Below are 24453 nucleotides of genomic sequence, written 5' to 3'. Positions count from 1 at the left end.
GGCGGCCTACCAGCTCAGGCTGCCAGGGCTCAGTCGCGCCTTCTTGCCGCAGGGCCAGGGGAAATTGCTGTCGCCATGCCCGCTCGGCAGGTCGCCGTACAGCGGCACGCCGAGCGGGGCCAGGTATTCGCCGATGATCTGCTCCAGGCTGTGGTGCACGCCGCGCCGCGGGCAGTCGGTGAAGCTGCCCAGGCACACCGCCCGCGGCCTTTGCCCGGCGAAGCTGTGCAGCAGTTGCCAGAAGCTGCGTTCCAGGCGGTAGTAGGGCTCGCCGACGTCTTCCAGGATCAGGATCGAATCCTCGGCCAGGTGCAGTGCGGCGCCCGTGCCGCAGACGCTGGCCAGCGCCGTCAGGTTGCCGCCCTGCAGGGTGCCCTCGATGGCATGCTGCGGGCCGCTGATATGGCGCAGCGGCAGCTGCCGGTGCTGGCCCTTGAGCAGACTCCACAGCGCCTGCATCGAGGCCAGGCGCTCGCGCTGACCGCCGGGCGCCGACAGCACCTGATGGCCGAGCGCGGTGGCCACCGGACCGTGAATGGCCGGCAGCCCGTGCTGCGCGAAGGCGCTGAGCAGAATCGACAGGTCGGAGAAGCCGATCAGCGGGCGCGGGCTGGCCTGACGCAGCAAGGCCCAGTCGATATCCGCCAGCAGCTGCGCGCAACCGTAGCCGCCGCGCAGGCACCAGACGGCGGCGATATCGGGCAGGCTGAAGGCCTGGTGCAGATCATCCAGGCGCTGCTCCGGCGTGCCGGCCAGGTAGCGATGACGGGCGCGCACGTGGCGGCCCAGGTGATAGCGCACGCCCAGCACGTCGAGCTGCGCCAGGGTCGCCTCGAGTACGTCTTCGGCAATGGCCGCCGCAGGGGCGATCAGCGCCAGGCGGCCGTCGAACGCTCGGCTCATCCGCGACCCTTGGTGCGGGTCTGGCCGGGTTCGGCGTTCTTTTCCAGGTACTGGATGATCATCCCGGCGACGTCCTTGCCGGTGGTGGTTTCGATGCCTTCCAGGCCGGGCGAGGAGTTGACCTCCATCACCAGCGGGCCGTGGTTGGAGCGCAGGATGTCCACCCCCGCGACGTTCAGGCCCATGACCTTGGCCGCACGCACCGCAGTCATGCGCTCTTCGGGGGTGATCTTGATCAGGCTGGCGCTGCCGCCGCGATGCAGGTTGGAGCGGAACTCGCCGGCCTTGGCCTGGCGCTTCATCGAAGCGATCACCTTGTCGCCGACCACGAAGCAGCGAATGTCGGCGCCGCCGGCTTCCTGGATGTACTCCTGGACCATGATGTCCTGCTTGAGGCCGAAGAAGGCTTCGATCACCGATTCGGCGGCCTTGGTCGTCTCGGCCAGCACCACGCCCATGCCCTGGGTGCCTTCCAGCACCTTGATCACCAGCGGCGCGCCACCGACCATCTGGATCAGGTCGGGAATGTCGTCGGGGGAGTGGGCAAAACCGGTCACCGGCAGGCCGATGCCCTTGCGCGACAGCAGTTGCAGGGCGCGCAGCTTGTCGCGCGAGCGGCTGATGGCCACCGACTCGTTGAGCGGGTAGACACCCATCATCTCGAACTGGCGCAACACCGCGCAGCCATAGAAGGTCACCGAGGCGCCGATGCGCGGGATCACCGCATCGAAGCCTTCCAGCGCCCGGCCGCGATAGTGGATCTGCGGCTTGTGGCTGGCGATGTTCATGTAGGCGCGCAGGGTATCGATCACCTGCATCTCATGGCCCCGCTGCTGACCGGCCTCCACCAGGCGTCGGGTGGAATACAGACGCGGATTGCGCGACAGCACGGCGATCTTCATTGGGCACCTGGAAGGGACGAGGAGAGAGAGGGTTTTTCCTGCACGTAGCTGAGTGCCGGATTGACCACCAGTTGGCCGGTGATCAGTGCCTTGGAACCGAGCAGCACGCGATAGCGCATGGTCTTGCGGCAGGCCAGGGTGAATTCCACCGGCCACAGGCGATCGCCCAGGGCCAGATCGGTACGGATCACGTAGCGGCTCTGCGCCTGGCCGTTGGAGCTCTTGATGCGCTTGACCGATACCAGCGGCGCCTCGCAGCGATGGCGGCGCTGCACCTGGGTGCCGAGGTAGGCGGTGAAGCGCACCCAGTCCTCGCCATCGCGCTGGAAGGGCTGGATGTCGCTGGCGTGCAGGCTCGAGGTGCTGGCACCGGTGTCGATCTTGGCGCGCAAGCCGATGATGCCGAGCTCGGGCAGATTGATCCACTCACGCAGGCCGATCACGCTGAGCTGGTCGAAAGTCTTCAAGGTGAGAGTGTCCCCTGCGGCCTACACGGCCTATGATTCCGCGCATTCTAGTTGTGCCGTATGACAACTGCATCAGGCGGCCGTGCCGGATGCGAAATCCATCAGAGAGTCAGATGAGCGAAAAAGACGACGACAAGGTGCGCCTGGACAAATGGCTGTGGGCCGCGCGCTTCTACAAGACCCGTGCGCTGGCCAAGGCGGCCATAGAAGGGGGCAAGGTGCATCACCGCGGCGAGCGCTGCAAGCCGGGCAAGGAGCCGAGGATCGGCGACGAATACGTGCTGCGTACCGGCTTCGACGAGCGCACGGTGGTCGTGCTGGCGCTGTCGGCGGTGCGCCGCGGCGCCCCCGAGGCGCAGCTGCTGTATCGCGAAACCGACGAGAGCATCGCCCGCCGCGAGCAGGCTGCTGCCCTGCGCAAGGCCGGCGCCCTTGGCATGCAGACCGACGGCCGGCCGAGCAAGAAGCAGCGCCGGCAGATCCATCAGTTCAACGAACAGCAGGAGGGTGGCCTGCGCCACCCCTGGGCGGATGAGGACGAATAGCCTCGCCTGTCCGTAGGCTGTGCTAGGCGCACCGGATCTTCATTGATCGATGTCGGTGCGTACGGCGAGCCCTAGGTTTCAGCGCCCGCTGACGATGCTCATGCGGCCCAGCAGCGGCAGTTTGGCCAGGCGCGAGGTGAGCGGCAGGGTGACCTTCTCCAGCCACTCGCTGGCGCGATAGCCCAGTGGCGTGTAGCAGCTCCAGGCCAGCGCCAGCAGGCTGAGGAACACGCCGCCGACGAAGGCATCCGAGCCCCAGTGGGCGCCGGCCACCAGGCGCGGCAGCATGCCGATCACGGCAATCGCCCAGACCAGCAGCAGGCGCCAGTTGCGCGCGAAGAAGCTCATGAACAGGGCCCAGATCAGCAAGACCGAGGCGTGATCGCCGGGGAAGCTGCGGCTGGCGCTGTCCTTCATGTCCCAGCGTTCCTCCCAGTCGGGGAACAGCTCGGTCAGACGTGCGCTGCCCTCCACCACCAGCGAGGCGCTCGGGCGCTGCCAGCCCATGACCTTGACCAGTTCGGCGAAGCCGACACGCAGCAGCAGCAGAGCCAGCAGGGCAGTCAGAAAAGCGAACAGGGCGCGGCGCACCTGATGGCCCTGGAACACCAGGTCGGCCTTGAGCATCACCGCCAGCATCACCACGCCCACGCCCAGGTCCACCGGGCGCATGCTGCCGATGGCCCAGACCTTGGCCCAGAGGCCGGCGGCATGCACCGGATCGTTGAGCAGTTGGAACAGCCACAGATCGAGCCCGTCCCACAGGTCGCGAGTGGGCTGCCACAGCCAGCTGAGCAGCAGCAGCGCCGCCAGCAGATGGCAGGCCAGCAGGGCCCGTGGGCGCCACTGGCTGTTGATGAAGGTGTTCGACATGGGAATTCCCTTTGCTGATTGGCGACGGCCCGACTCGGGCGCGCGGATCATAGGTGTGTGCGCCCCCCATGCAAGCGGCTCGCAATTTTGGTTCAGCGGTTATTCAGCCTGGCGCGACGAGTGGCGGCCGGTGTGACACTCGGGCCTTGGTTAGCGGGGCGTTTGTGCATAAAATCGCCAGCCTTTTTTGCAGACCTCGAGCCCGCCGCCATGAATGACTTCAGTCAACGCTTTCTCTTCGACGACACCGACGTGCGCGGCGAGATGGTCGCGCTGCGCGAGAGCTACGCCCATGTGCTGGCCAAGCACGCCTACCCGCAGCCGGTGGCGCAACTGCTCGGCGAGATGATGGCCGCCGCCGCGCTGCTGGTCGGCACCCTCAAGTTCGACGGCCTGCTGGTGCTGCAGGCGCGCGCCGAAGGCCCGCTGTCGCTGCTGATGGTCGAGTGCTCCAGCGCTCGTGAGCTGCGCGGCATCGCCCGCTACGACGCCGAGCAGATCGGCGCCGACGCCGACCTGCAGAGCCTGATGCCCAACGGCGTGCTGGCCATCACCATCGATCCGAGCCGCGGTCAGCGTTACCAGGGCATCGTCGACCTCGACGGCGTCGACCTGGCCGAGTGCCTGTCCAACTACTTCGCCAGCTCCGAGCAGCTGCCGACCCGCTTCTGGCTCAAGGCCGACGGCCAGCGCGCCCGCGGCCTGCTGCTGCAGCAGCTGCCGCCGCACCACCAGAGCGAGCCGCAAGAGCGGCAGGAAAGCTGGAACCACGTGCTGACCCTGGCCGATACCCTGACCGCCGAAGAGCTGCTCGGGCTGGACAACCCGACCCTGCTGCATCGCCTCTATCATCAGGAGAACGTGCGCCTGTTCGACGAGCAGCCGCTGCAGTTTCGCTGCAGCTGCTCGCGCGAGCGCTCGGCCAGTGCCCTGGCCAGCCTCGGCCAGGCCGACGCCGAGCTGCTGCTGGCCGAGCAGGGCGGCAGCGTGGTGATCGATTGCCAGTTCTGCAACGAGCGCTATGCCTTCGATGCCGCCGATATCGCCCAGCTGTTCGCCGGTGCCGGCAGCGAAGCGCCGTCGCAGACACGCCATTGATGAACTTTTCTGAACGATAGGCGTTCTCTATCAGATCGGAGGCTGCCAAGCAGTTCGCTTTTCTGGCATACTCCCGCGACTTTTTTACCGTGTAGTGCAGTTGCCCCTGCACTACACAACGTTCGGAAGACTCGGCCAGCGGCCGACGGGGACCCTCATGACGCAAGCCAACAACGCCGTGTACACCGACATCAGCGCCGCGCAACTGGTCGAAGAAGCCATCCGCCGTGGTGAAGGGGAACTGGCCGCCAACGGCGCGCTGGTCGTACGCACTGGTCATCGCACTGGCCGCTCGCCGGCTGATCGCTTCATCGTTCAGGAGCCGAGCACCGAGGCGCAGATCGCCTGGGGTGCCATCAACCGTCCATTCCCGGCCGACAAGTTCGATGCCCTGTGGGATCGCGTCGCGTCGTTCAACAACGCCCAGGAGCATTTCGTCTCCCACGTTCACGTAGGCTCCGCCGAGGCGCACTACCTGCCGGTGAAGATGACCACCGCCACCGCCTGGCAGAACCTGTTCGGCCGTCAGCTGTTCATCAACCCGAGCGCCTACAACCCGGCCGGCAAGGCCGAGTGGGAGATCCTCAACGTCGCCAACTTCGAGTGCGTGCCGGAGCGTGACGGCACCAACTCCGACGGCTGCGTGATCATCAACTTCGCCGCCAAGAAAGTCCTGATCGCCGGTATGCGTTACGCCGGCGAGATGAAGAAGGCCATGTTCTCCGTGCAGAACTTCCTGCTGCCGGAAAAGGACGTGCTGCCGATGCACTGCGCCGCCAACATCGGCGAAGAAGGCGACGTGACCCTGTTCTTCGGTCTGTCCGGCACCGGCAAGACCACCCTGTCCGCCGACGAATCGCGTTACCTGATCGGTGACGACGAGCACGGCTGGGGCGAGGGCGTGGTGTTCAACATCGAAGGCGGCTGCTACGCCAAGTGCATCGACCTGTCCGAGAAGAACGAGCCGGTAATCTGGAAAGCCATCCAGTTCGGTACCGTGCTGGAGAACGTGGTGCTCGACGAGCAGCGCACCCCCGACTACAGCGACGACAGCCTGACTCAGAACAGCCGCGCTGCCTACCCGCTGGAGTACGTCGAAAAGCGCAGCGAGAAGAACCTGGGCGGCGAACCGAATGCCGTGATCTTCCTGACCTGCGACTTGACCGGCGTACTGCCGCCGGTGTCGATCCTCAACAACGAGCAGGCGGCCTACCACTTCCTGTCCGGCTACACCGCGCTGGTCGGTTCCACCGAAATGGGTTCGGGCGGCGGCATCAAGTCGACCTTCTCCACCTGCTTCGGCGCGCCGTTCTTCCCGCGTCCGGCCGGCGTCTACGCCGAGCTGCTGATCAAGCGCATCAATGCCTTCGGTTCCAAGGTCTACCTGGTCAACACCGGCTGGACCGGCGGCGGCTACGGCGTCGGCAAGCGTTTCAACATCCCCACCACCCGCGGTGTGATCGCTGCCATCCAGAGCGGTGCGCTGATCGGTGCCGAGACCGAGCACCTGCCGATCATCAACCTGGATGTGCCGAAGTCGGTTCCGGGCGTCGAGACCAACCTGCTCAACCCGCGCAACACCTGGGCAGACAAGAACGCCTACGACGAAGCCGCCAAGGGCCTGGCCAAGCTGTTCATCGACAACTTCGCCAAGTTCGATGTCAGCGAGGCGATCAAGAACGCCGGCCCGCAGCTCTAAGCTGGCCTGTGGTCTCTGACAAAGCCGCCTTCGGGCGGCTTTGTCGTTTTCGGGTAGGGTGCGCCGTGCGCACCTTGTTTATTTGCGGTGCGCGTGGCGCACCCTACCCAACCGCGTTATGGTCAGGGGCCATTCGGCGGTCAATGGAGTGACAGCGCATGTCCACCCTCAAACGCGTCTTCGGTTTCGATCAGCTGCGTCCCGGCCAGGAGGCGGTGATCAGCGCCGTGCTCGCCGGTCGCTCGGCGGCGGCGATCTTCCCCACCGGTTCGGGCAAGTCCCTGTGCTACCAGCTGCCGGCGCTGCACCTGCCGCATCTGACCCTGGTGATCTCGCCGCTGCTGGCGCTGATGCAGGATCAGCTGGCCTTCCTGCATGCCCATGGCATCGCGGCGGCGAGCATCGATTCGGCGCAGAGCCGCGAGCAGAGCATGGAGGTGATGAATCGCGCGCGCAGCGGCGAGCTGAAGATTCTGATGATCTCGGTGGAGCGCCTGAAGAACGAGCGTTTCCGAAATTTCATCGCCCAGGTGCCGATCTCCCTGCTGGTGGTCGACGAGGCGCACTGCATCTCCGAGTGGGGCCACAACTTCCGCCCGGATTACCTCAAGCTGCCGGACTATCAGCGCCAGTTCGGCATCGCCCAGGTGCTGCTGCTCACTGCCACGGCCACGCCGAAAGTGATCGCCGACATGCGCGAGAAATTCGCCATCGCCGAGGCGGACGTGGTCACCACCGGTTTCTACCGGCCCAACCTCAACCTGCTGGTCGAACCGGTGCCTGGCGGTGCCAAGGCGCAGCGCCTGCAGCAATGGCTGGCGCCGCGGCGCGGTCAGGCGAGCATCGTCTACGTCACCCAGCAGAAAACTGCCGAGCAGGTCGCCGAGCGCCTGGCGCGTGACGGTCTGGCGGTCAGCGCCTATCACGCCGGCATGGCGCACGAGGTGCGCGAGTCGATCCAGCGCCGCTTCATGGCCGGCGAGCTGCAATGCATCGTCGCCACCATCGCCTTCGGCATGGGCATCGACAAGCGCGATATCCGCAACGTGGTGCACTTCGACCTGCCTAAGTCGGTGGAAAACTACAGCCAGGAAATCGGCCGCGCCGGGCGCGATGGCCAGGCCTCGGACTGCCTGGTGCTGGCCAGTCGCGACGGTCTCAGCGTGCTGGAGAACTTCGTCTACGGCGATACCCCGGAGCTCGCCGGCATTCGTGCCGTGCTCGACGACCTGCGCGCGGTCGGCACGGGCGGGCAGTGGGAGCTGATGCTCGGCCAGCTCTCGGAGCACAGCAATATCCGCGCGCTGCCGCTCAAGACCCTGCTGGTACAGCTGGAGCTGCGCGGCATCATCGCGCCGCGCTACGCCTACTTCGCCGAGTACCGCTTCAAGCTGCTGCTGGAGGACGAAGCCTTGCTGGCACAGTTCGAGGGCGAGCGGCGCCAGTTCGTCGAGGCGATCCTCGCCTGCTCGAAGCGCGCGCGTACTTGGTCGACGCTGGACTTCGACGCGTTGTATCAACAGTACGGCGCCGAGCGCGCGCGGGTGGTCAAGGCGCTGGATTACTTCCAGGAAAGGGGCTGGCTGGAGCTGGAAAGCAAGCAGATGACCGAGGTTTACGCCGTGCTCGATGGCGGCTTCGAGGTCGAAGCCCTGGCCAATGATCTGCATGCGCACTTCCGCGCCCATGAAGCCAGCGAGATCGCCCGTATCCAGGCCATGCTCGCCCTGTTCGAGAGCCGCGAATGCCTGAGCCGCCGTCTGGCGCTGTACTTCGGCGACGAACGGGCGCCCGAACGCTGCGGGCATTGTTCGGTGTGTCAGGGGCGCGTCGCGACCCTGCCGCAACCACCGGAATTACCGCCCTTGAGCGGACGAAATGCCCAGGCGTTGTGCGCCGCCTTCGTCGAGAAGCACCTGCAGCATGCCGGTTGCACACCGAGCCAAGAGTGCCTGACGCGCTTTCTCTGCGGCGTGACCACGCCGCTGCTGACCAAGCTCAAGGGGCGCCAGCTGGCCGGCTTCGCTGCATTGGAGGAGTACCCCTATGCCGAAGTGCGCGGTTGGTTGACGGCGTCGTTCGCGTAGGGACGCCTGGGCGTGTGCACCGGATTACGCGCAGGCATTGGTGCGCACGGCGCACCCTACGGGGTAGCGCGCTGCCCCTGGTTCAGCGTCCAGTCCACCAGCTCGCGGGACAGTTGATCCCCCGCCTGGCCGAAGGCGGCGATCACCGCCGGCACCGAGGTATCGCTCGCCGGCTGGCTGATGCTGAAGCGGCGGCTGGCGAGGATGCGTTGATCGCGCGCATCCACCAGGTTGACCTCGAGACGGATCAGCGCGTACGGGATGCCGTTGCGATATTCGCTATGGAAGCTGCGCAGGTCGCTGACCAGTTCCAGATCGGCCTGCAGGCGCTGCTCCTCGTTGCTCAGGGCCTGAATCCGGCCGTCGTCCTGGAAGGCATCGAGCAGGCGGTTGCGCAGCAGCTGCGGCGTGCGCTCGCTCCAGCGCACGCCCTGGTAGGTGTTGACCCGGTCGGGCTCGGGCAGCACGACGATGCGCGTGCCGTCGAGCAGCTGACTGCTGCTGGGGCTGTTGATCCGCAGCGCCCAGTCGACCTGTTGGCTCTGCGCCGGCAGTTGCGCCGCCGGCAGCAGGTAGATGTCCAGCGGCTCGCTCTGCGGCAGGATCGAGCAGGCGCCGAGCAGGGTGGCGGCCAGCAACAGGGTGAGACGCTTCATGGTTGGAACTCCTTGATGCTGTCGCTGCGCAGCAGGTAGCCGGTGGGGTCCTGTTCCAGGCGACGGGAGAAGCCGCGCAGGGCGCTGAGGGTGTCGCGCAGCTCGCCAATCGCCGGGCCCAGTTCGCCGAGGCCCTGCATGCCGCTGTCCAGGGCGCTGCGGTTGCTTTCCAGCAGTTGCTCGATGCTGCGGCTGCTGCGCTCCAGCGAGGCCATCAGGCGTTCGGCGTTGTCCAGGGCCTGGCTACCCTGGCCGTTGAGCAGGCGGTTGGCGGTGCGCATCAGTTCGGCCGCTTCGCGGGTGGCGGCGCCGGCCTGCTGCAGAGCGGCGCTGAGTTCGTCGCGCTGGCTGGCGATACCGGCCGTGGCCTGCTCCAGGTTCTCCAGGGTGCGCGAGACGCGCTCGGCATTCTCGCGTGAGAGCATGCGGTTGGCGCGGTTGAGCAGGCGGGTGATGTTGCTCACCAGGTCCTCGCCATTGGCCATCAGCCGGGAAAGCGGCGAGCGGTCGGCGATGATGATCCCTGGCTGACCATCCTTGCCTTCCAGTGGCGGGCTTTCCGGGCTGCCGCTGTACAGCTGGATCACGGCCAGGCCGGTAATGCCGGTGATCGACAGGCGCGCCCGGGTGTCCTGCTTGATCGGCGTATGGCCGGCGATGCGGATGCGCGCGCGCACCGTGCGCGGATCTTCCGGGTCGAGGCCGAGGCTGATCACGTCGCCGACCTTGATCCCGCTGTACTGCACCGCGCTGCCCTGCGACAGGCCGCTGACCGCTTCGTTGAAGATCACTTCGTAATCGGTGAAGGCGCGATCGGCACCGGCCTTGTTCAGCCACAGGGCGAACAGCAGCGCGGCGCCCACCGTGAGCACGGTGAACAGGCCGATCAGCACGTGATGGGCTCTGGGTTCCATTCATTGACTCCCTGCCGCGGTGGCGGCCTGTGCGGCCGCGCGTCCACGCGGGCCGTGAAAATAGTCCTGAATCCAGGCGTCGTCGGTGGCGGCCACCGCCTCCAGGCGATCGGCCACCAGCACCTTCTTCTGCGCCAGCACCGCGACCCGGTCGCAGATGCTGTAGAGCGTGTCCAGATCGTGCGTGACCAGAAATACACTCAGACCCAGGCTGTCGCTGAGGGTGCGGATCAACTGGTCGAAGGCCGCCGCGCCGATGGGGTCGAGGCCGGCGGTGGGCTCGTCGAGAAACAGGATATCCGGGTCCAGCGCCAGGGCGCGCGCCAGGGCGGCGCGCTTGACCATGCCGCCGGACAGCGAGCTGGGGTATTTGTCGGCGGCGTTGCTCGGCAGCCCGGCCAGGGCGATCTTGACCCGTGCCAGGCGCTCGGCCGCGGCGCGCGACAGGCCGGCGTGCTCGATCAGCGGCAGGGCGATGTTTTCGCTGACGGTCAGCGAGGAGAACAGCGCGCCACGCTGGTACAGCACGCCGAAGCGCCGCTCCAGCTGCGAGCGGCGCTCGGCCGACAGGCTCAGCAGCTCTTCGCCGAACACCCGCACGGTGCCGGCATTGGGCTGGCGCAGGCCGACGATGCTGCGCAGCAGCACCGACTTGCCGGTGCCCGAGCCGCCGACCACACCGAGTATCTCGCCGCGATAGAGGTCGAAATCCAGGTGCTCGTGCACCACCTGGCTGCCGAAACGGTTGCACAGGCCGCGCACTTCGATGATGGTGTCGCGGCTCACCAGCCCATCTCCATCAGAAACAGCGCCGCCAGGGCGTCGAGCAGGATCACCACGAAGATCGACTGCACCACCGCCGAGGTGGTGTGCTCGCCCACCGACTGCGCGCTGCCGCTGACCTTGAAGCCCTCCAGGCAGCCGATCAGGGCGATCAGGAAGGCGAAGATCGGCGCCTTGAGCAGGCCGACCAGAAAGTGCCGCAGCAGGTCGCTGTCCTGCAGGATCGACAGATACATCGTCAGCGGAATGTCCAGGGACACGGCGCACACCACTGCGCCGCCGACTATGCCGCTGAGCATGGCGATAAAGGTGAGGATCGGCAGGGCGATGAGCATGGCGAACACCCGCGGCAGCACCAGCAGTTCGATCGGGCTCAGGCCCAGGGTGCGGATGGCGTCGATTTCCTCGTTGGCCTTCATCGAGCCGATCTGCGCGGTGAAGGCGCTGGCGGTGCGGCCGGCCATGAGGATGGCGGTGAGCAGCACGCCGAATTCGCGCAGGAAGGAAAACGCCACCAGGTTCACCGTGTAGATGCTGGCGCCGAAGTCGGCGAGGATGGTGGCGCCGAGAAAGGCCACCACGGCGCCGACCAGGAAGGTCAGCAACGCGACGATGGGCACGGCATTGAGCCCGCACTGCTCCAGGTGCGCGGCCAGCGAAGTCAGGCGCCAGCGCGCCGGGCGCAGCAGGATGGTGAGCATGCCGCTCAGGGTCAGGCCCATGAAACCGAGCAGTTCCCGGCCGTGACACCAGGTGGTTTCCACCGCTTCGCCGATATGCCCGAGCACCTCGCGCAGCGCCGAAGGCGTGGCGTGTTGCTGCACCTGCTGACTGCCGGCCATGGCATCGGCCACCGCCAGCAGCAGGGCGCGGCGCTCGGTGCTCAGACTGTCCTGTTGCGCCAGCTGGCGCAGGCGCTCGCTGCCCAGCAGCTCCACCAGCAGCGCGGCGCCGGCGGTATCCAGCGCGGCCAGGTCGTCGAGGTCGACGCTTTCCTGGCCGTGCAGGCGTTCGCGCAGGGCCAGCACCTGGGGTTCGAGTCGGCTGTAATGGGCCAGCGTCCAGTCGCCACCGATGCGCAGGCCGCTGGCGGCGTCCGTGCTGCTGGTCTGGAGCGGGGTCAGGTATGGCGTGGTCATGGCGACAGCTTAGCGCTGCCGGGGGGCGCCAGGCCAGTCGCGCCGCCGCCGGCTACCTGAGCCGTCGCTGCGTTCGAGCGGCGAACCGCACTAAAGACCGGATGACGGGTGCATGGGCTAAGGTGATGCTCATCGTCCCGAGCCTAGCGAGCGTGCGCCATGTCCGTCGAACATCTGGATGTCCTGATCATCGGCGCCGGCCTCTCCGGAGTAGGCGCCGCCTGCCATCTCAAGCGCCTTTGCCCGGGCAAGCGTTTCGCCCTTCTCGAAGGGCGCGAGGCCATGGGTGGCACCTGGGATCTGTTTCGCTATCCGGGCATCCGCTCCGACTCGGACATGTACACACTTGGCTACAACTTCAAGCCATGGACCGATCCGCAGGCCATCGCCGACGGCCCGTCGATCCGTCGCTACATCGAGGAAACCGCCCGCGAGTATGGCATCGATGGCCTGATTCGTTATCGGCACAGGGTACTCAAGGCGGACTGGTGCAGCGCCAGCGCCACCTGGCAGTTGCTGGTGCAGCGCGGCGAGGACAGCGAGCCGCTGCGCATGAGCTGCCAGTTCCTGATGATGTGCACCGGCTACTACCGCTACGAGGCCGGCTACACCCCCGAGTTCGCCGGGCTAGAGGACTACCGGGGCACCTTCATCCATCCGCAGCTGTGGCCCGAGGGTTTCGACTACAGCGGCAAGCGCATCCTGGTGATCGGCAGCGGCGCCACGGCGGTGACCCTGGTGCCGGCGCTGGCCGAACGCGCGGCGCAGGTCACCATGCTGCAGCGTTCGCCCAGCTACGTGATCAACCTGCCGCAGCGCGATGCGCTGTCCAATGCGCTGCGGCGCGTGTTGCCGGAGAAGTGGGTGTATCGCCTGGCACGTGGGCGCAACGTGACCCTGCAGCTGGTCTTCTACAAGCTGGCCAAGCGTTTTCCCAACCTGGTGCGACGCGTCCTGCTGGGGCTGGTGCGACGCCAGCTGGGCGAGCGGGTCGATCTGCGCCATTTCAGCCCGTCCTACAAGCCCTGGGACCAGCGCGTCTGTGCGGTGCCCGATGGCGACCTGTTCCGCGTGCTGCGCCAGGGCAAGGCGCAGGTGGTCACCGCCGAGATCGAGCGTTTCACCGCGCAGGGGATTCGCCTGAAGAACGGCGAAGAGCTGGCTGCCGACGTGATCGTCAGCGCCACCGGCCTGCAGTTGCAGCTGTTCGGCGGCATCGAGGTGCAGGTCGACGGCGTGCCCTTCGAGGCGCCCAAAAGCATGGGCTACCGCGGCATCATGCTGCGCGATCTGCCCAACCTGGCAGTGGTGATGGGCTACACCAATGCCAGCTGGACGCTCAAGGCCGATCTTTCCAGCGAGTACTTCTGCCGCCTGATCAGGCACATGGACGCCATCGGCAGGCGCCAGGTGACGCCGCGGGCCGGCGAAGGCACGGTGCGCCCCGAGCCCTTTCTTGATCTGCAGTCGGGCTACATCGAGCGCGCCGCGCACCTGTTGCCGGCGCAGGGCGACCGCGCGCCCTGGAAGCTGCATCAGAACTACCTGCTCGACCTGGCGCTGCTGCGTTATGGCCGGGTGGACGACGGTTATCTGATGTTTTCCGCGCCGCACGCCGCGCAGCAGGCGGCGGTCGCTCAGCTCTGATTCGCCCCGCCTATAGCGAATGTCCTACAAAAAAATGCACAATCGCGCCGCTTTCTTTCCTGGCATTGCGCCACTACCATTTTGCGATCTGTGTCACGGATGAGCCAGCGGGTGCCGCGTCACCCATCACATGAGGAGTCGGCCATGAAGGAACAGCGCCATCTACCCGCACTGCGTGCACATATCGAGCAGTTGCTGAGCAAAGGTTGGGTCATCGCCAGCCGCAGCCCCATGACGCTGCGCAACGGCAGCCGTTGCTATCTGGTGTCCCACGGCATGCTGATCAGCGAGTCGCCATCGCGCGCCGCCTGATCTCGCTTTCCCGACCGCTGCGCCGCCCATCCCGCCCTGGCGCAGCGGTGTTTTTGGTTACCGCATGTTGCCTCGGTAGCCATCGTCATCTTTCCTCTCGCTCCCGTCCTTTCGGGGCTGTGGCCGTTTTCCACGCTGCGCCTGCCTGGGCGAATCACTGATCGAAGTCGATGTAACGCCTTGGTCCGGGTGCGGTCTGTGCCTATAACGAACCGGTTGCAGACAAGAGGAGCCACGCCATGCCCAGCCGTCGTCGATTCCTTCACGGCAGCGCCAGCCTGGCGGCGTTAGCCGCCCTGGCCCCCTGGTTGCCATCATCCGCCCTGGCCTCCAGCACGCTGATGACGCGCACCATTCCCAGCAGTGGCGAGCCCCTGCCGGTCATCGGGCTGGGGACCTCGCGCACGCACGACGTGGCCATGACGGACGAGGCGTTGGAGCCCCTGCGCGACGTGCTGCGCGAGCTGGTCAACGGTGGCGCCAGCCTGGTCGATACCGCGCCCAGCTACGGCCGTGCCGAGGCGGTGTGCGGTGCCCTTGCCGCCGAAAACGATCTGCGTCGCAAGCTGTTCCTGGCCAGCAAGGTGTCGTCTTCCGGGCGCGCGGCGGGCGAGCGTCAGGTACAGGCCAGCTTCGCTGCGCTCAAGACCGACACCATTGACCTGATGCAGGTGCACAACCTGCAGGACACCCGCACTCAGCTCGGCCTGCTGCGCGAGCTCAAGGAGCAGGGCAGGGTGCGCTACATCGGCGTGACGCATTACCTGGATTCCGCCCACGAGCGCCTGCTCGAGGTGTTGCGCCAGGAGCCGGTGGATTTCGTCCAGTTCAACTATTCCATCGGCGAGCGCAATGCCGAGCGCGAGCTGCTGCCCTACTGCGCCGACAAGGGCATCGCGGTGCTGATCAACCGACCGTTCCAGCGCTCGGCGCTGTTCGACCGGGTGCGCGGCAAGGAGCTGCCGGATTGGGCCACGGTGGAGCTGGATGCTAATTCCTGGGCGCAGCTGATGCTCAAGTTCATCCTCGCCAACCCCGCCGTGACGGCGGTGATTCCGGCCACCTCCAACCCGCGTTACATGGCCGACAACATTCTCGCCGGACAGGGCCGCCTGCCCGACGCGGCGCAGCGCCAGCGCATCATCGAGCTGTTCGCCTGAGATGCAGGCGCTCACCCGGCGCCTGGCGCGGGCGATCAATGCCGAGGAGCAGGAGCTGGCGGCGGTGCTGGCCGGCTTCGCCCTGTTCTTCTGCCTGTTCTCCGGCTATTTCATGCTGCGACCGATCCGCGAGGCGATGGGCATCACCGGCGGGGTGAACAACCTGCAATGGCTGTTCACCGCCACCTTCGTCGCCATGCTGCTGGCCGTGCCGCTGCTGGCCTGGCTCAACTCGAAGGTGCCGCGCATCCATTTCATCGACTGGGTGTACGGCTTCTTCTGCCTCAATCTGCTGGTCTTCGTCCTGCTGTTTCGCCTCGATCACGACAGCGTCTGGCTGGCGCGCGTGTTCTACGTGTGGATTTCGGTCTACAACCTGTTCGTCGTCTCGGTGGCCTGGAGCCTGATGGCCGATGTGTTCGACGGTGCGCAGGCCCGCCGGCTGTTCGCCTTCATCGCCGCGGGCGCCAGCGTCGGCGGGTTGTGCGGGCCGCTGCTGAGCGCTCTGTTGATCGGCACCATCGGCGAATCCGGGCTGATGCTGATGGCCGCCGTGCTGCTCGCTGCGGCCATGGCACTCAAGCGCTACCTGATGGCCTGGCGTGAACGCCAGGGCGCCGGGCGGCCGGGAGCGGCGCCCAGCGAGAGCCCGCGCAGGCCGGTGCCGGGCAATCCCTTCAGCGGGCTGACGCGCATGCTCGGCTCGCGTTATCTGCTGGGCATCGGCGCATTCATCCTGCTGCTGACCTCGGTCAGCACCTTCCTCTACTTCGAGCAGGCGCGCCTGGTGGCCGAACTGTTCCCGGATCGCGCCGCGCAGGTACGGGTGTTCGGCGTGATCGATTTCATCGTGCAGGCCGGCGCCCTGGCCTCGCAGCTGTTCATCACCGGCCGCGTGGCGCAGAAGCTCGGCGTGCGCGTGCTGCTGTCCGCCGTGCCGGCGCTGGTGTGCCTGGGCTTTATCGGCCTGGCGCTGGCGCCGACCTTCGCCATGCTGGCGGGGCTGATGATCGTGCGGCGCATCGGCGAGTACGCCTTCGTCCGGCCGGGGCGGGAGATGCTGTTCGCGCCGCTGGATGCCGAGAGCAAGTACAAGGCGAAGAACTTCATCGACACCGTGGTCTACCGCGGCGGCGATGCCCTCAGCGGCTGGGCCAAGGCGGGGCTGGACATGCTCGGCCACGGTGCCTGGCTGGTGGCCATGGTCGGTGCGCTGTGCGCCGCGCTGTGGGGCGTGCTCGGCTGGTACCTGGGCGGGCGCGCCGATCACCAGGCGCAAAGGTCGGGCGGGTGAAACCGCCATTGCAGGGCCCCGCCCTACCCCACTGCGACGATTTCCTCGATCAGCCACTGCAGCGCGGCGTCGCGCTGACGTTGCGCCAGGCTGACGATCTCGAGGTGGAAGGGGCCCAAGGCGAATGGCAGGTCGAACAGCTCAAGCGGCAGCAGGGTAGCGAAATGCCGGGCCAGGGCGGTGGGCAGCACTGCCGCCAGCTCGCTGCCGGCGACTATGTGCGCCGCCTGCAGGTAGTTCGGCGTGGTGTAGAGGATCTGCCGCGACAGGCCCTGTTCGCCCAGCCACTGATCGACCATGCCGCGGGTCTGCCCGCCGTGCACCCATAGGTGGCGCAGGCGCAGGAAGGTCTCCAGATCCAGGCTGCGCTGGTGCAGCAGCGGATGCTCACGGCGTACCGCCAGCTTGAGCGTCTCGCTCATCCAGCGACGGCGGGCGAAACGCGCCGGCATCTCGTCGAAACGGCCCAGCACCAGGTCCAGCTCGCCCTTGTCCAGCGCCTCCATCGGCAGGCTGGGGCTGAGGTGGCGGATATCGATGCCGATGCCCGGTGCCTTGTGGCTGAGGCGGTCGAGCAGGCGCGGCATGCACACCAGCTCGACGTAATCGGTGACGGCGATGCGAAAGCGCTGGCGGCTTTCGCCCGGCTCGAAGGCTTCGCCGGCGCTCAGGCTCTGCTCCAGTTGACGCAACGCGCTGCGGATCGGCGCCTCCAGCGCCAGGGCCCGCGGGGTGGGTTGCATGCGCCGGCCCACGCGCACCAGCAGTGGGTCACCGAGCAGTTCGCGCAGACGGCCCAGGGCATTGCTGACCGCCGGCTGGCTCAGCGCCAGGTGCTCGGCGGCGCGCGAGACGTTCTGTTCGCGCAGCAGGGCATCGAGCACGCGCAGCAGGTTGAGGTCGAAGTTGGTGAAATTCATCTACTGAATACGTCGTATCACAAGACTAAATTTCAAAAATAGTAGCGGCTTGCTTATCGTGACCCAAGCTTTTCTATTGGTGCTCGAGAGGAACAACAATGACTCAAGTCGTCTCGCCGCTTCGCTGTGCCGCCGTGATCGGCGCCGGCACCATGGGCCGCGGCATCGTCATCAGCCTGGCCAATGCCGGCCTGCGTGTGCTGTGGCTGGACAACAACCCGCAGATGGTCGAGCAGGGCCTGGTGATGGCCGAGGACACCTGGGCGCACAACGTCGCCAAGGGCCGTATCGATGCGGCCGAGGCCGCAGCGCGGCGGGCGCGGGTCGAGGCGGTGGACGGCTACGCGGCGCTGGCCGACGCCGATCTGGTGATCGAGGCGGTGTACGAGAATCTCGAGCTCAAGCAACGCATTTTCCGCGAGCTGGACGCGGTGATGAAGCCCGGCGCCATCCTCGCCAGCAATACCTCGGCGCTGGATATCGACGCCATCGCCGCTGTCACCGCGCGGCCGGAAGCCGTGCTGGGCCTGCACTTCTTCAGCCCGGCGCACATCATGAAGCTGCTGGAGATCGTGCGTGGCGGCAAGACCGTGCCGGCCGTGCTGCAGGCCGCGCAGGAGCTGGGCGAGCGCATGGGCAAGGTGGCGGTGGTGGCCGGCAACTGCCACGGCTTTATCGGCAACCGCATGCTGCATACCTACGTGCGCGAGGCGCGCATGCTGCTGCTCGAGGGCGCCTGGCCGCATCAGGTGGATGCGGCGCTGCAGGGCTTCGGCTTCGCCATGGGGCCGTTTCGCATGTATGACGTGGTCGGCATCGACCTGGAATGGCGCGCCCGCGAGCTGGCCGGCCAGGGCCAGGACGATGCGGCGGTGCAGGTGGACAACCGCCTGTGCGAGCTGGGTCGCTTCGGCCAGAAGAGCGGCCAGGGTTATTACCGCTACGCACCCGGCAGCCGCCAGGCCGAGCACGATCCCGAGGTGGACGCGCTGGTGCAGGCCGAGTCCGAACGCCTGGGCTTCACCCGCCGCGATATCGGCACCGAGGAGATTCTCGAGCGCTGCCTGCTGGCGCTGGTCAACGAGGGGGCGAAGATTCTCGAGGAGAACATCGCCGCCAACAGCCGCGACATCGATCTGGTGTATCTGAACGGCTACGGCTTTCCCGCCGAGCGTGGCGGGCCGATGAGCTGGGCCGACGGCGAGGGTGTCGCGGCGATTCATCGGCGCCTGCTGCAACTGACCGAGCGTTTCGGCGCGCACTGGCAGCCGGCGGCGCTGATCGAGCGCCTGGCCGCGGAGAACAAGCAATTTGCCGACGTACAGGAGGGCCGGGTATGAGCTATCAGGCGCCATTGCGCGATATGCGCTTCGTGCTGCACGAACTGTTCGACGCCGCCGGCCACTGCGAGCGCCTGGGCAACGGCCTGGATCGCGAGCTGATCGACGGCGTGATGGAAGAGGCGGCGGCTTTCGCCGCGGGCGAGGTCGCGCCGCTCAATCGCAACAGCGACGAAGAGGGCTGCCGTCTGGAGAATGGCCAGGTCAGCACGCCCAGGGGCTTTGCCGAGGCCTACCGGCAGTACGTGGACAACGGCTGGGCGAGCATGACCGGGCCGGTGGAGTACGGCGGCCAGGGCTTCCCGCAGCTGGTGGCCTTCGCCTTCCACGAAATGCTGATGGGCGCGTCGCTGTCCTTCCGCGTCTACTCCGGGCTGACCGAGGGCGCCGTGCTGGCACTGCACAAGCACGGCAGCGAAACGCTCAAGCAGCAGTACCTGGGCAAGCTGGTCAGCGGCCAGTGGACCGGCACCATGTGCCTCACCGAACCGCAGGCCGGCACCGACCTGGCCCTGCTGCGCACCCGCGCCGAGCCGCAGGCCGATGGCAGCTACAAGGTCAGTGGCAGCAAGATCTTTATCAGCGGCGGCGAACAGGACATCTCCGAAAACATCATCCATCTGGTGCTGGCGCGCCTGCCGGATGCGCCTGCTGGCGTGAAGGGCATTTCGCTGCTGCTGGTGCCGAAATTTATCGCTGCCGCCGACGGCACACCGGGTGAACGCAACACGCTGTCGTGTGGCGCTATCGAGCACAAGATGGGCATCAAGGGTGCCTCCACCTGCGTGATGAACTTCGACGGCGCCACCGGTTGGTTGGTGGGCGAAGCCAACCAGGGCCTGGCCTGCATGTTTACCATGATGAATGACGCGCGCTTTCAGGTTGGCTTGCAGGGCTTGGGGATAGGCGAGGCGGCCTTTCAGGGCGCGCTGCGTTATGCCCGTGAGCGCCTGCAGTCGCGTGGCCTGGCGGGTGTGCAGGCGCCGGACAAGGCGGCCGATCCGATCATCGTTCACCCCGATGTGCGGCGCATGCTGCTGACGCAGAAGACCCTGGTCGAGGGCAGCCGCATGCTCGCCGCCTACACCGCGCGCCAGCTCGACCTGGAGCACGGCGCCGAGTCGGCCGAGGCACGCAAGGCGGCCGGCAAGCGCGCGGCGCTGCTGATTCCCATCGTCAAGGCGTTCTTCACCGACATGGGCCAGGAAGTGGCCAGCCATGGCGTGCAGGTCTATGGCGGGCATGGCTTCATCCGCGAGTGGGGCATGGAGCAACTGATGCGCGACAGCCGCATCACCCAGCTGTACGAAGGCACCAACGGCATCCAGGCGCTGGACTATATCCGGCGCAAGCTGCTGGGCGACGGTGGTGCGGAGTTGTCCGCACTGCAGGCCGAATTTAGCGCGCTGTGCGATGCCCAGGCCACGCGCCCGGCGCTGAAGGAAATGGCGACCGTCGTGCAGGTGCGTCTTGGCGAATGGCGTGAGCTGAGCACGGAAGTGCTCGCCGCCTGCCAGCGCGACCCGCAGGAGATTGGCGCCACTTCGGTGGATTTCCTCCAGTACTCGGCCTATGTGCTGCTCGCCGGTTTCTGGCTGCAGGCCGCGGCGCGGGCGCAGGATGCGCTCGAGGCAGAGAGCGGCGAGGCGGCGTTCTACCAGGCCAAGCTGCACAGTGCCGAGTTCTACCTGCGCCGCGTGCTGCCGCGCGCCAGTGCGCACCGCGAAGCCCTGCTGGGCGGCGCGCAGTGCCTGATGGCCATGGATGAGGACAGTTTCGCGTTCTAGCGCGGGTTATGGGTGCGCGCGGCGCACCCTGCGTCTTCAGGGTGCGCCTCGTACGTAGGGTGCGCTGTGCGCACCATCTGCCACCGATTGCACGATCAACCCCGGATTGCATCCGGGCTACAACAAGAGGAGCACCCCATGCATCCCTTCAGCTTCGCCACCACCGCGCAGATCCTCTGCGAATCCGGCGCCAGCCTGCGTCTGGCCGAACTGTGCCGCGAGCGCGGCGCACAGCGCGTGCTGATCGTCACCGATCCCGGCATCACCCGCCTGGGCCTGCTGGAACCCCTGCTGCCGGGCTTCGCCCGCGCCGGCATGGGCGTGCAGGTGTTCGACCAGGTGCTGGCCGATCCGCCCGAGGCCGTGGTGCTGGCCGCCGTGGCCCAGGCCCGCGAGCTGCAGGCGGAGCTGGTGGTCGGCTTCGGCGGCGGCAGCTCGATGGACGTGGCCAAGCTGGTGGCCTTGCTGGCGCATCCCGACTGTGGCCAGGCGCTGAGCGAGATTTACGGCGTGGGCAATGCCCGCGGCCGGCGCCTGCCGCTGATCCAGGTGCCGACCACCGCCGGCACCGGCTCCGAGGTGACGCCTATCGCCATCGTCACCACCGGCGAGACCACCAAGATGGGCGTGGTTTCGCCGCTGCTGCTGCCGGATCTGGCCCTGCTCGACGCCGACCTGACCCTCGGCCTGCCGCCTGCGGTCACCGCCGCCACCGGCATCGACGCCATGGTGCATGCCATCGAGGCCTACACCAGCGCGCTGAAGAAGAACCCGCTTTCCGATCTGCTGGCGCGCGAAGCCCTGCGTCTGCTGGCGGCCAATCTCGATGAGGTGGTGCGCAACGGCAGCAACCGCGAGGCGCGCCAGGCCATGCTGCTCGGCGCCTGCCTGGCCGGGCAGGCTTTCGCCAACGCCCCGGTGGCGGCGGTGCATGCGCTGGCCTACCCGCTGGGCGGGCATTTCCACATTCCCCACGGGCTGTCCAATGCCCTGGTGCTGCCGCAGGTGCTGGCGTTCAACGCACCAGCGGCTGCGCCGCTGTATGCCGAGCTGGCGCCATTGGTATTGGGCGAACAGTTGCGGGCCGGCAGTGCGGCGGCGCAGACCGAGCAATTGATCGAGGCTCTGGCCGGCTTCAGTCAGCGCAGCGGCCTGCCGACCCGGTTGCGCGATGCCGGAGTGAGCGAGGTCATGTTGCCCACGCTGGCGGCGGACGCCATGCTGCAGCAGCGCCTGCTGGTGAACAATCCGCGCGAGATGAACGAGCAGCAGGCGCTGGCCATTTACCAGGCTGCTTATTGAAACCAGATTGCCATTGGTGCGCACGGCGCACCCTACGCTCGGCGTTATTTCGCCGTAGGGTGCGCCGCGCGCACCGAAGCCACCCCAAGGACCCTTGATGAGCCAACCCCAACATCTGCGTGGCGACTACCGCCACTTCCAGCCGATCACCACACGTTGGCACGACAACGATATCTACGGCCACGTCAACAACGTGACCTACTACAGCTACTTCGACAGCGCGGTGAATGCCTACCTGATCGCCGCGGGCGGCCTGGATATCCATGCCGGCGAGGTGGTCGGCTTCGTGGTCAGCTCGGCTTGCGACTACTTCGCCTCCATCGCCTTCCCCGATGCCATCGAGGTGGGCCTGCGCGTCGGCAAGCTGGGCAACAGCTCGGTGCAGTACGAGCTGGCGATCTTCAGGGCCGGCGAGGAGCAGGCCTGCGCCGCCGGGCGTTTCGTCCACGTGTTCGTGGATAGACAAAGCAATCGGCCGGTGTCGATTCCGCCGGCCCTGCGCGCAGTGCTGGAACGCCTGCTGGCCTAATGCGGGTTCGCCTGGGTCGAGCAGCCTGCTAGGCTGTGCGCAGTCATCTGCCAGGTAGTGTCCATGTCCGATCCCGAACGTGAGCAGGCGCAGCAGCGCGCCGCTCGCATCACCGCCTTCCGTGAGGAGCTGGACGAGCTACGCCGCGAGCAGGTGCTGCAACTGAGCGAAGCGCAGGAACAGGCGGTCGCCGCCCATCATCGCCAGTTGCTGACGCACTACCGGCAGACCCTGGACATCGACGCCGATGCCCGCGCGCGCCAGCTGTCGCTGGGCATGCGCCTGGCCTCGCTGTTCGGCGCGCTGGCACTGGCGGCCGGACTGTTCTTCCTGTTCTACCAGTTCTGGGGGCTGTTCGACGTGCCCGCTCAGGTCGCCATCCTGCTTGGTAGCAGCCTGGGCAGCCTGCTGCTCTGCTTCTGGCTGCAGGCCCGCGACAGCTCGGGCTACTACGCCAAGCTGGCGGCCGTGCTGGCGTTCGTCTGCTTCGTGCTGAACCTGTCGATGCTCGGGCAGATCTTCAATATCACCCCCTCGGACAAGGCGCTGCTGCCCTGGGCGGCGCTGGCCCTGCTGTTGGCCTACCAGTGTCGTCAGCGCCTGCTGCTGGTGGTGGCGCTGCTGTGCTTCGGCCTGTTCGTCGCCGCGCGCCTTGGCGACTGGGCCGGCTGGCACTGGTGGACGCTGGGCGAGCGGCCGGAGCTGTTCATGCCGCTGGCGGCGCTGATGCTGGTGCCGCAATGGCTCGATCAGCGGCGCCATGCGGGTTTCGCCGCCTGCTATCGGGTGATGGGACTGCTCTACCTGCTCGGGCCGGTGCTGGTGCTGTCTTACTGGGGCAGCGGCAGCTACCTCGCCTGGCCGACCGGCTGGATCGAGGCCTTCTACCAGACCCTCGGTTTCGTGCTCGCCGGGCTGACCCTGTGGCTCGGCATTCGCCGCGGCTGGGGCGAGGTGGTCAATACCGGTCTGGTCTTCGCATTGATCATGCTCTTCGCCAAGCTGTTCGACTGGTGGTGGCAACTGCTGCCGCGCTACCTGTTCTTCCTCCTGCTCGGGCTGATCGCCGTGCTGTTGCTGGTGATGCTGCAACGCTGGCGGCGTAGCGTGCCGGGCGGTGTGCAATGAAGCGCGCCCTGTGGCTGGGGCTCGGCGTGGTGCTGCTGAGCAACGCAGTGGCGCTGGGCGGCGTCTGGTACAACCGCAGCGGCGCGCCCGAGGCGCAGCTGCTGCTCAGCGAGCGCGAGCTGCAGCGCGTCTACGGTGGCTGGTTGCGTGAGCAGGACGATGGGGTGTTGCGCCTGCAGCTGAGCTGGCGGCATGCGGGGGAGGGCTGGCAACTGCCCTGGCTGGACGAGGCCAAGCTGCGCGAGCTGGGTTTCGCCGCTGGCACCGACGAGCAGGCCTGGGGCCGGCAACCGGCCCGCGAGGTCTGGCTGGTGCTGGAGCTCGACGGCCCCGTTCATCGGCGTCAGGTCGAACAGGCGCGCCAGGCGCTGGAGGCAGCTGAGGCCGAACTGCGGGCCCGGCCCGAAAGCGAGGTGTTGCAGCAGGAGCGCGACGAACACCGGCGTCGCCTGTTGCATGAGCAACAGCAGGCCAGTCGTCTGATTCTGGTGGATGCGGGGGTGGATGCCGAGGTGCTGCGCCAGCGCTGGCCGGATCGGCAGCGTCAGGTCGTGCTGGTCGGGCGCATGGAGCCCTATCGTCACGGCGCGGAGGCCGGCTATGGCGCGAGCATTCGCCTGGAAAACGATCGCCTCAGCGTGCCCCATGCCTACCGCGAGCTGGCGCGTGGCTGGGAGCGTAGCTACGAGCAATCAGGGTTCAAGGCGCAGGTCGAAGTCGCCTTCGGTCGTCGTCATGAACCCTGGGTGCTCAGCATCCGTCAGTGATGACGATGCCAGTGCTTCTTGTGCTTCTTCTTGCCGTGATAGTGGTGGTGATGCACTTCGCGATAGCCGCGACGATCATCCCGATAGCTGGCGTTACCCATGTGGTTGCCCAACGCGCCGCCGGCGCCGCCACCGACTGCTGCACCCACCACGCCGCCGGTGTTGCCGCCAACCTGCTGACCGATCACGTTGCCGCCTGCT

The 24453-nt window shown here is 67.0% G+C and carries 23 protein-coding genes and 1 pseudogene; 14 read left to right on the top strand and 10 right to left on the bottom strand.

Features of this window, described 5'->3' with window-relative positions; all coding sequences use genetic code 11:
* Positions 1-6: 6 nt before the first annotated feature.
* Genes N7333_RS15915 through N7333_RS15905 form a run of 3 tightly spaced genes read right to left on the bottom strand, consistent with a single transcriptional unit; the run spans position 7 to position 2239 of the window.
* On the bottom strand, positions 7-903 hold the full coding sequence (locus N7333_RS15915) for an LD-carboxypeptidase (protein WP_129481974.1): 897 nt from the start codon (positions 901-903) through the stop codon (positions 7-9).
* On the bottom strand, positions 900-1805 hold the full coding sequence (gene rimK, locus N7333_RS15910; RefSeq protein WP_004373219.1) for a 30S ribosomal protein S6--L-glutamate ligase: 906 nt from the start codon (positions 1803-1805) through the stop codon (positions 900-902). Before rimK ends, N7333_RS15915 begins: the two co-directional genes overlap by 4 nt.
* Positions 1802-2239 carry an ATP-dependent zinc protease gene (locus tag N7333_RS15905; protein ID WP_177491061.1) on the bottom strand — a complete coding sequence of 146 codons (438 nt, stop codon included), beginning with the start codon at positions 2237-2239 and terminating at the stop codon, positions 1802-1804. Before N7333_RS15905 ends, rimK begins: the two co-directional genes overlap by 4 nt.
* 146 nt (positions 2240-2385) lie before the next feature.
* On the opposite strand from N7333_RS15905, the gene N7333_RS15900 reads away from it, so the two are divergent.
* Positions 2386-2817, top strand: a complete 432-nt coding sequence (locus N7333_RS15900; RefSeq protein ID WP_096827634.1) for a S4 domain-containing protein — start codon at positions 2386-2388, stop codon at positions 2815-2817.
* A gap of 78 nt (positions 2818-2895) precedes the next feature.
* On the opposite strand, the gene N7333_RS15895 is transcribed toward N7333_RS15900, so the two are convergent.
* Positions 2896-3690, bottom strand: a complete 795-nt coding sequence (locus tag N7333_RS15895) for a phosphatase PAP2 family protein (protein WP_129481973.1) — start codon at positions 3688-3690, stop codon at positions 2896-2898.
* Between the two features lie 210 nt (positions 3691-3900).
* On the opposite strand from N7333_RS15895, the gene hslO reads away from it, so the two are divergent.
* The 3 genes from hslO to N7333_RS15880 all read left to right on the top strand — a co-directional run bounded on the left by hslO (position 3901) and on the right by N7333_RS15880 (position 8574).
* Positions 3901-4788 carry an Hsp33 family molecular chaperone HslO gene (gene hslO / locus N7333_RS15890; protein ID WP_004373211.1) on the top strand — a complete coding sequence of 296 codons (888 nt, stop codon included), beginning with the start codon at positions 3901-3903 and terminating at the stop codon, positions 4786-4788.
* A 157-nt stretch (positions 4789-4945) separates the two neighbouring features.
* Entirely contained in the window at positions 4946-6487 is a 1542-nt protein-coding gene (locus N7333_RS15885) for a phosphoenolpyruvate carboxykinase (RefSeq protein WP_011920625.1), read from the top strand.
* Between the two features lie 158 nt (positions 6488-6645).
* Positions 6646-8574, top strand: a complete 1929-nt coding sequence (locus tag N7333_RS15880; RefSeq protein WP_129481972.1) for a RecQ family ATP-dependent DNA helicase — start codon at positions 6646-6648, stop codon at positions 8572-8574.
* 56 nt (positions 8575-8630) lie between these two features.
* Here N7333_RS15880 and N7333_RS15875 read toward each other — a convergent pair whose 3' ends face one another.
* Genes N7333_RS15875 through N7333_RS15860 form a run of 4 tightly spaced genes read right to left on the bottom strand, consistent with a single transcriptional unit; the run spans position 8631 to position 12066 of the window.
* Positions 8631-9230: an ABC-type transport auxiliary lipoprotein family protein gene (locus tag N7333_RS15875; RefSeq protein WP_129481971.1), complete on the bottom strand. Its 600-nt coding sequence runs from the start codon at positions 9228-9230 to the stop codon at positions 8631-8633.
* Complete coding sequence (locus tag N7333_RS15870; RefSeq protein ID WP_129481970.1) at positions 9227-10144, bottom strand: MlaD family protein; 918 nt, start codon at positions 10142-10144, stop codon at positions 9227-9229. The genes N7333_RS15875 and N7333_RS15870 overlap by 4 nt, the downstream gene beginning before the upstream one ends.
* Positions 10145-10930 carry an ATP-binding cassette domain-containing protein gene (locus N7333_RS15865; protein ID WP_129481969.1) on the bottom strand — a complete coding sequence of 262 codons (786 nt, stop codon included), beginning with the start codon at positions 10928-10930 and terminating at the stop codon, positions 10145-10147.
* Entirely contained in the window at positions 10927-12066 is a 1140-nt protein-coding gene (locus tag N7333_RS15860; RefSeq protein ID WP_129481968.1) for an ABC transporter permease, read from the bottom strand. Before N7333_RS15860 ends, N7333_RS15865 begins: the two co-directional genes overlap by 4 nt.
* 159 nt (positions 12067-12225) lie before the next feature.
* On the opposite strand from N7333_RS15860, the gene N7333_RS15855 reads away from it, so the two are divergent.
* The 4 genes from N7333_RS15855 to N7333_RS15840 all read left to right on the top strand — a co-directional run bounded on the left by N7333_RS15855 (position 12226) and on the right by N7333_RS15840 (position 16479).
* Positions 12226-13713, top strand: a complete 1488-nt coding sequence (locus N7333_RS15855; RefSeq protein WP_129481967.1) for an NAD(P)/FAD-dependent oxidoreductase — start codon at positions 12226-12228, stop codon at positions 13711-13713.
* A gap of 144 nt (positions 13714-13857) precedes the next feature.
* Positions 13858-14025 (top strand): hypothetical protein, encoded by a 168-nt coding sequence (locus N7333_RS15850; protein ID WP_004373193.1) that lies wholly within the window; start codon positions 13858-13860, stop codon positions 14023-14025.
* A gap of 239 nt (positions 14026-14264) precedes the next feature.
* Entirely contained in the window at positions 14265-15185 is a 921-nt protein-coding gene (locus N7333_RS15845) for an aldo/keto reductase (protein ID WP_096827628.1), read from the top strand.
* A gap of 1 nt (position 15186) precedes the next feature.
* Positions 15187-16479, top strand: a complete 1293-nt coding sequence (locus N7333_RS15840; protein ID WP_129481966.1) for an MFS transporter — start codon at positions 15187-15189, stop codon at positions 16477-16479.
* A 23-nt stretch (positions 16480-16502) separates the two neighbouring features.
* Here the strand turns inward: N7333_RS15840 and N7333_RS15835 are convergent, their stop codons facing one another.
* Positions 16503-17399: a LysR family transcriptional regulator gene (locus N7333_RS15835; RefSeq protein ID WP_129481965.1), complete on the bottom strand. Its 897-nt coding sequence runs from the start codon at positions 17397-17399 to the stop codon at positions 16503-16505.
* A gap of 98 nt (positions 17400-17497) precedes the next feature.
* Between N7333_RS15835 and N7333_RS15830 the strand changes: the two genes are divergently transcribed.
* The 6 genes from N7333_RS15830 to N7333_RS15805 all read left to right on the top strand — a co-directional run bounded on the left by N7333_RS15830 (position 17498) and on the right by N7333_RS15805 (position 24252).
* Positions 17498-18739: a 3-hydroxyacyl-CoA dehydrogenase gene (locus N7333_RS15830; RefSeq protein WP_129481964.1), complete on the top strand. Its 1242-nt coding sequence runs from the start codon at positions 17498-17500 to the stop codon at positions 18737-18739.
* The gene (locus N7333_RS15825; protein WP_129481963.1) at positions 18736-20526 is read left to right on the top strand and encodes an acyl-CoA dehydrogenase C-terminal domain-containing protein; all 1791 of its coding nucleotides are present in this window, start codon (positions 18736-18738) and stop codon (positions 20524-20526) included. Before N7333_RS15830 ends, N7333_RS15825 begins: the two co-directional genes overlap by 4 nt.
* 138 nt (positions 20527-20664) lie before the next feature.
* Positions 20665-21828: an iron-containing alcohol dehydrogenase gene (locus N7333_RS15820; protein ID WP_129481962.1), complete on the top strand. Its 1164-nt coding sequence runs from the start codon at positions 20665-20667 to the stop codon at positions 21826-21828.
* Between the two features lie 97 nt (positions 21829-21925).
* The gene (locus N7333_RS15815) at positions 21926-22357 is read left to right on the top strand and encodes a thioesterase family protein (protein ID WP_129481961.1); all 432 of its coding nucleotides are present in this window, start codon (positions 21926-21928) and stop codon (positions 22355-22357) included.
* A gap of 63 nt (positions 22358-22420) precedes the next feature.
* Positions 22421-23485, top strand: coding sequence for a DUF2157 domain-containing protein (locus tag N7333_RS15810; protein ID WP_129481960.1), 1065 nt, complete (start codon positions 22421-22423; stop codon positions 23483-23485).
* Positions 23482-24252 (top strand): DUF4824 family protein, encoded by a 771-nt coding sequence (locus tag N7333_RS15805; protein WP_129481959.1) that lies wholly within the window; start codon positions 23482-23484, stop codon positions 24250-24252. Before N7333_RS15810 ends, N7333_RS15805 begins: the two co-directional genes overlap by 4 nt.
* On the opposite strand, the pseudogene N7333_RS15800 reads toward N7333_RS15805, so the two are convergent.
* A pseudogene (locus N7333_RS15800) lies at positions 24246-24453 on the bottom strand (hypothetical protein); the annotation flags it as partial. The gene N7333_RS15805 and the pseudogene N7333_RS15800 sit on opposite strands and share 7 nt — an antisense overlap.

The sequence above is a fragment of the Pseudomonas sp. GD04158 genome, assembly GCF_029834875.1.
Taxonomy (GTDB): domain Bacteria; phylum Pseudomonadota; class Gammaproteobacteria; order Pseudomonadales; family Pseudomonadaceae; genus Aquipseudomonas; species Aquipseudomonas hydrolytica.
Note: the sequence above shows the minus strand (reverse complement) of the source record. Positions and strands in the feature narration are given on the sequence as shown.